We start from the raw sequence: 6,436 nt of genomic DNA on the forward strand, positions 1-6,436 counted from the left end.
GTTAAATTGCTATTAGTAGCTTTAGTTTTTAGATCTACCATTACAATATGTTATTACTTTGTTATTATTCCTGCGATATGATGAACTATTGCTGATAAGAAGATTGTTTCAAATGTTCTTCTAATAATTCTAGGTTATAAATGTTGGCTTTCCAAGCAAAATCGAAAAAGTCTCCTAAAATGGGAAGAGTACCTACTAAAAAATCAATGATGACATTGATGATCATTTTACGCAATATGACTTTAGAAACTCCCATTTGTGACGCTTCCATGATAATATAACTAGAAAATATTAATCCTAAGATATCTCCACCTACAGGTAATAATCCTACCAGAGAATCTAAACCTATGCCAGCTTTTGTTCCTGGAATGAGAATCATTTCGTCCAATATTGTACTTAATTTTTGCAGACGTTTTAATCTTGGTGCGTAACCGTCTCTGGGAGTTTGGGAAGAATTAGTCATGGTAATGATTTTTAATTACTAAGTTACTAAGTTGACAAATTGGAGTGATTTTATCATTATTTTGCTAATTTCTGTGATGGTTAATGCCGATAATTTCTTATTTTGAAGTGTGAAATTAATAAATTAGGACTTACCCAAGTGTCACACTAAAAAATCTGTTGAGTGGGTGCGTCAGATATCAACAATTTGATTATTTACATGATTTATACTGTCTGACGTGGTTGGTGAGCTTGTTGAACCACACCCTACCAATGCGCCAGTTGCGTAAGTCCTGTAAATATCTTGGGGCTTTGCTTCCCATAACCTCCTCTAAGATACAAGGTTGGGTGGAGGTACAAAACCCAACCTTGTATCTTGATTTGAGGAATATGTTGGGTTTTGCTTCGCTCAATCCAACCTACAAAAAATAGTATACTGGTTACTGTAAAAAAACTTTATTCCAGAAAAGAGAACTAATATTTATGAGTCAAGACTTAACACAAAAGTGGTTAGGAGAAATTAAAACTTTAACAGAACAAATGTTACAATTCCAACGTGAACGTGATGAGGCTTGGGCTAGTTCACAAAAGTGGAGACAGTTGTATAATACTGAGGCTGAACAACGTCGCATAGATGCTAAAATGTACCAAGAAAGAATCACATCTTTAGAAGCTAAAATTCAAACTTTTTCTGGTGTGAATGGGGAAATTTCTCTTGACGCTGATAAAACAACAACTACACAGGCAGAAATTGATAAAATTGATTCTCTGGAGGAGTTAAAATCTCAATTATTAGATGTCATTACCGAAAGAGACTGTTTATTAAAGGCTTTAAGGTTGGAACAGCAAAACCATTCTCAAACTCGTAAGAGTCTTACTACTGCTTTAGGTGATGCTATTGATGGTTTAACTCAAGCTCGTTCTCAAGTAGAAAAGTTTAAGGAGTCTCAGTCTCAAATGTAGCTATTAGTTATCATGAAAAAAGTTCTGCTAAGTTCTAAATTTGGCAATAGTCTGGTTTTTAAAAACTTTTAGGGTTAATAATACAACTACGTAAAATACTCAACTGCTCAAATTTAAACATTATCTAAAAACCAACTTGACAGCTTTTTTAATAATTAACATTCCTTCTCAAGCTTTCCTCTGTCAGACTCTGTGACTCTGCGTGGAAGAACATAATCTTACTCAACAGATAATTTTCGGATAATTTTCTGATTATATATTCAAAAGTTAGCACTTCCAAATATCAGAAATTACCAACTTTTGAACTCAACAATTAACCCTGAACAATTAACAATAAAAAACAAGAATTAATTCTCAATTCTCAAATCCCATTGCTTCTGCTACCGCTTTTAATTCTGCGGGAATACCTTGTTTAAATTGTGCATGACTATGTTTAATGGCTGTATCAGGATCTTTTAATCCATTACCAGTTAAAACACAAACCACCGTCGCTCCAACAGGAACTTGATCTTTCACTTTTAATAAACCAGCTACCGATGCAGCACTAGCAGGTTCACAAAATACTCCTTCTGTTCCCGCTAATAATCTATATGCGTCAAGTATTTCCTCATCCGTAACGGCATTAAAACTGCCTTTACTCGCTGTTTGGGCTGCGATCGCTTTATCCCAACTAGCAGGATTACCAATTCTAATAGCTGTAGCAATTGTTTCTGGATGTGCTATAATTTCACCCTTGACTAATGGTGCTGATCCTGCTGCTTGAAAACCCATCATTTGAGGCAAGCGATCGCATTTACCATCTTGATAATATTGATTAAAACCCATCCAATAGGCTGTAATATTACCTGCGTTTCCCACTGGAATACATAACCAGTCCGGAGCATTTCCTAGCGCATCTACCACTTCAAACGCTCCTGTTTTCTGTCCTTCTAATCTATAGGGATTAACAGAGTTGACCAAGGTAATGGGATAATATTCGGCCATGTCCCGCACTATTTCTAATGCTCGGTCGAAATTACCTTTAATTGCTAATACTTCTGCCCCATATAATAATGCTTGGGCTAATTTACCTAAAGCTACATAACCATCGGGAATTAACACAAAGGGACGCATTCCTCCCCGTCTTGCATAGGCAGCCGCAGCAGCAGAAGTGTTACCTGTGCTGGCACATATTACCGCCTTAGCACCCGCTTCCTTGGCCTTAGAAATTGCCATTGTCATTCCCCGATCTTTAAAGCTACCGGTGGGGTTAAGTCCATCATACTTAACAAATACCTGTACTTGCTTACCGATACGTTCTGCTATAGCTGGTACAGGAATTAAAGGCGTATTACCTTCTAACAATGTGACAACAGGGGTTTTTTCACTTACAGGTAAATATTGACGATAGGCTTCTATCAGTCCAGGCCAAGGCCGATGATAAGATTTAGCAGTAGACAAGCTCAAAGTCACGGGATTCAAAAGTTGTTAACTAAAGATTAATAAAATGTTAGCTTTCAGGAGTCAGGAGTCAGGAGTCGAAAGTTGGGAATAAAAGATGGTAAAATATAGTGAAGATAATCATTAAAATATATTTTACTATATTTCCCTTTGAATGCTGACTGATGACTTCTGATAGTTGACTCTTGACTATTGTAGTCTTTTTGTGGATCTTATCTCAAGTTCCGTCTATAAAAAATTTTACTACAATTTACTATGATTTACTACGATTCTAATTTCCGTCACTGCTAATCTATGCAAACCAGCAAAACCAGAAACATAACTAGTAAATACAAATTGATGTGCACCACATTTAATTAACGCACCATACAGATAAACTAAATTGGTTAATACATATTATGGTGCGTTACATTTCATTAACTCAACCTACAGATAAAGATATTTTTCAGCCACTTGCCAATAACGGGAAAATCTCTTTAAATCAATAAACCCATCATAATCAAAAAATGGTCGAACTTCAAATATTTCCAATTTTAATTTTTTCTCAATTTGATGACAAATATCATCAAATTTGGGACTAGGACTATCCGTAGTCACCACCATTTTAGCATCATGTTCCTGAGCAAATTTAATAACTTCCTCAGCCACATTTCCCCGACGAATTTCCACAGGTAATTCTAACAGACATTCATAAATAAAAGTTATCCTTTTCAAACTTAATTGCCATTCTTCAATTAAAGCATCATCCCAAACCCAAACAGCTGGAGTATTAGCATATTCTTCTAAAGCAGGGTTAGTGGGACTTAAACAATCTCCATTTATCCAAATAATTGATTTAGTCATAGCCGTTCCTGAATTTTATCGCAGTTTGAAAATTTTTGAGAGTTAAGTTTGGTGCTAAACTTAACTCTCAAAAATCCCCACCACTAATTTATAAACCACATTCTGTACATCTCGAAGCAGACAAATTCAAATTTTACCTTCTTTTTTTCCCTTTTTGCCAACTTTGACTATTAGGTTTTTTACTAAACTCGCCCTTGGGAAAAAGTCGCTTTTCCAACTCGTCATAAGTCCCCTCAAAATCACAACTACCATAAAGTGGACATTGACGACAATAAACTCCCTGAGTGTAACGTTCTAAATTTTCCCGATTGAAAAAATAAGGTTTATGACTAAAGGTACTTGCTACCCATTGCCATGACATATTATTACTAGCAGGATCACCATCTAACAAATGTTGCAAAAACCATTTCGCGCCTGCTTGCCATTGAATACGTCGCCAATGGATAATATAGGCTGCTAACCACATCCTTATATGGTTATGTAAATAGCCTGTTTGTCGTAATTCCTGAGTAAAACTATCAATACAAATCAGTCCCGTTTTCCCTTCTTTAATATCTGACGGTAAATTTTTTGCGTAATCTGTCACCTGATAACCGGTTTTATATTCTTCTTGATTTTCCCAAATACCTTTTCCTAGCTTAACATATAGCCTTTGCCAATAATCACGCCAGCCTAATTCATTAATTAATTTACTGGCATCTTCTGGACTTTTTACCCGATCTAAAATATCATCTCTAATTTCTCGCAAACTCAATACACCATAACGAATATAAGGTGATAACTTAGTAACAGCACCAGTTAGAGAATTGCGTGTTTTTGCGTAAGCAACAGGATCTATTTGCTTGAGCTTTGCTTTTGCTGCTTTCCTTCCTCCCACAGTTTCGCTGATGTGATCATCTCGTTCTGCTGCTTGGGGAAACTGTTCCCGTAGGTAAGCTATTAACTCATCTCGACTCGTAAAATCACGTAACATAGTTTTCTTGGTTTAGACTTTAATGTAATCAGAGTTAACAATGGTGGCAGTTTGAAATATAACTGTATAGCTTTGAAATCTGACTACTGACTGCTGACAGTTGACTCCTGACTATTGTAATTTTTTTTGGATCTGATCTCAAGTTCCATCTATAAAAAATTTTACTACAATTCTAATTTCTGTCACTCTCAACACTGTATTTCTTTATTGTCTAAGTTTGATACATTTTGTATAGGTTCGTCAATAGCATTCTTGAGATGATCTTTGATTTCTTTGGAGTAATTTCTCAATCCGTACAACCGACAAGAAAAGCAGTGAATAATTGCCATTAGGTCTTTATTTCTCAGGCTTTTGGTGTTATTCAGCAAGCACTTATTACTGATTATCTATAGGTTATAAATATCACAATTATGTATTTTTTAATAAAAATGTAAAATTTATCTAAAAATGGGTTATAATATTATCCTTAAATGGTGTGAGTTAAAAATTCTTTAAATAAACATTCCATGTCAACCACTATGCCCACTTTATCATCTACCGTATCTGAATGCGAATCCCACGCTAACTTAGTTAAAAAACTAACTAAGGCTTACTATCAAGATGATCAACAAGTTAAGTTTCTCAATTTACAAGCAGAGATAGACTCCCTTTTAGAGCAATTACAAAACCTCAAAAGCGAAAAATTGGAAACTTCTGAAGAAAACTAAAAGTTAATAAACACTTAATAAGATAGTAGTCTGCTGATTACTGCTACTCTTTCGTTGCTTAATAGCAGTGTAGGAGTGGCAAAGGTAGTTGTTTAAATTAAAACTTTGTTCGGATATTGAGCAATGTAGCAGACTATAATCTGTTCTAACTTCTACCAGTAACGCTAGAGATTGATCACTCTTTAATTGAGCGATCGCAGTCAGCGTTTGCTGGTTTTTAGATGCAAAACCATGATAAATTACTTTACCTCTGAAGATCCCCGAAATTATCCAAAAAGTCGAGGATCACTAATTTGACATACTCACCGACCTAAAGGCGCGGTGATTCTTGACGCTTCACTGACTGATGCTACCTAAGTAGTCTTACTCTGCCTCTGCGTCCGTTTAGAGTCGTGGCAATGCCCTATCCTGACTTTATTGATATTTTTGGTTTTCATCGCGGTGGTGTTCAGTTCCACAATTTAAACACTGAATTTTCCGAATTTTTAAATCAAGTTTACCCCATTTGTATCCACATTAAGAGCCAACTTGACTTGTTGCTTCCCATCTACTAATAACACGGAACTCTCTATTAAACTTTTGTGACTTAGCTTCACATAAAGTTCTAAATTGTCTCCATCCTTGTAGGCTAATAGGTATGGGCAAGTTTGCGGTTTTTAACCATACCCGACACATTCAAATCTTGCAAAACAATAACTTGGTTTTTGCTAACAATCTTGGTAGATAATTTGTGTAAAAAGTCTTTACGAGTATCGCTAATTTGATTATGCAGTTTTACAATTTTAATTGGAGTTTTATTTCTGCGTTTTGAGTCTTTAGATTGACGCGCTAATTTCTTTTGGAATTTACGGATTTAAAGATTCATTTGGTCTGCGTTACTAAATATCGTCGGTCTGTATTGGAGAAAGTATTAATTTAATTGAAAAATCATTTCGAGAAGTCGCTGAAAAAATGAATTTTCAAGTGCTTGAGTTTAATGGTGAAGATAATCACGTTCATGCACTTATTGAGTATCCGCCCAAACTATCTATCTCCCAGATAGTAAATGCTTTAAAAGGCGTATCTAGTC

7 protein-coding genes and 1 pseudogene are annotated in these 6,436 nt (G+C 35.4%); 3 read left to right on the forward strand and 5 right to left on the reverse strand.

What is annotated here, in order from left to right; genetic code table 11:
- Positions 1-85: 85 nt before the first annotated feature.
- The gene (locus H6F32_RS14885) at positions 86-463 is read right to left on the reverse strand and encodes a DUF4112 domain-containing protein (protein ID WP_190370092.1); all 378 of its coding nucleotides are present in this window, start codon (positions 461-463) and stop codon (positions 86-88) included.
- 461 nt (positions 464-924) lie between these two features.
- Here H6F32_RS14885 and H6F32_RS14890 point away from each other — a divergent pair, with 461 nt between their 5' ends.
- Entirely contained in the window at positions 925-1,404 is a 480-nt protein-coding gene (locus tag H6F32_RS14890; RefSeq protein WP_190370093.1) for a hypothetical protein, read from the forward strand.
- Between the two features lie 354 nt (positions 1,405-1,758).
- Here H6F32_RS14890 and thrC read toward each other — a convergent pair whose 3' ends face one another.
- From thrC to H6F32_RS14905, 3 genes are all read right to left on the reverse strand, one after another.
- Positions 1,759-2,856, reverse strand: a complete 1,098-nt coding sequence (thrC, locus tag H6F32_RS14895) for a threonine synthase (protein WP_190370094.1) — start codon at positions 2,854-2,856, stop codon at positions 1,759-1,761.
- Positions 2,857-3,270: 414 nt separating this feature from the next.
- A complete protein-coding gene (locus tag H6F32_RS14900) occupies positions 3,271-3,687 on the reverse strand; it encodes a hypothetical protein (protein ID WP_190370095.1) in 417 nt (138 codons plus the stop codon).
- A 133-nt stretch (positions 3,688-3,820) separates the two neighbouring features.
- A complete protein-coding gene (locus H6F32_RS14905; RefSeq protein WP_190370096.1) occupies positions 3,821-4,660 on the reverse strand; it encodes an FAD-binding domain-containing protein in 840 nt (279 codons plus the stop codon).
- A 518-nt stretch (positions 4,661-5,178) separates the two neighbouring features.
- On the opposite strand from H6F32_RS14905, the gene H6F32_RS14910 reads away from it, so the two are divergent.
- The gene (locus H6F32_RS14910; protein WP_190370103.1) at positions 5,179-5,367 is read left to right on the forward strand and encodes a hypothetical protein; all 189 of its coding nucleotides are present in this window, start codon (positions 5,179-5,181) and stop codon (positions 5,365-5,367) included.
- A 628-nt stretch (positions 5,368-5,995) separates the two neighbouring features.
- Here H6F32_RS14910 and H6F32_RS20640 read toward each other — a convergent pair.
- Complete coding sequence (locus H6F32_RS20640) at positions 5,996-6,220, reverse strand: transposase (RefSeq protein WP_313926649.1); 225 nt, start codon at positions 6,218-6,220, stop codon at positions 5,996-5,998.
- Between H6F32_RS20640 and tnpA the strand changes: the two are divergent.
- Positions 6,206-6,436: pseudogene (gene tnpA, locus H6F32_RS14920) on the forward strand (IS200/IS605 family transposase); the annotation flags it as partial. The gene H6F32_RS20640 and the pseudogene tnpA overlap by 15 nt on opposite strands.

Source organism: Anabaena sp. FACHB-1237, assembly GCF_014696225.1.
In the GTDB taxonomy this organism is placed as follows: domain Bacteria; phylum Cyanobacteriota; class Cyanobacteriia; order Cyanobacteriales; family Nostocaceae; genus FACHB-1237.

What these genes read in the sequence shown, in the direction of transcription:
- H6F32_RS14885 (WP_190370092.1), bottom strand. Translation starts at nt 463, where the DNA reads ATGACTAATTCTTCCCAAACTCCCAGAGACGGTTACGCACCAAGATTA.
- H6F32_RS14890 (WP_190370093.1), top strand. Translation starts at nt 925, where the DNA reads ATGAGTCAAGACTTAACACAAAAGTGGTTAGGAGAAATTAAAACTTTA.
- H6F32_RS14900 (WP_190370095.1), bottom strand. Translation starts at nt 3,687, where the DNA reads ATGACTAAATCAATTATTTGGATAAATGGAGATTGTTTAAGTCCCACT.
- H6F32_RS14905 (WP_190370096.1), bottom strand. Translation starts at nt 4,660, where the DNA reads ATGTTACGTGATTTTACGAGTCGAGATGAGTTAATAGCTTACCTACGG.
- H6F32_RS14910 (WP_190370103.1), top strand. Translation starts at nt 5,179, where the DNA reads ATGCCCACTTTATCATCTACCGTATCTGAATGCGAATCCCACGCTAAC.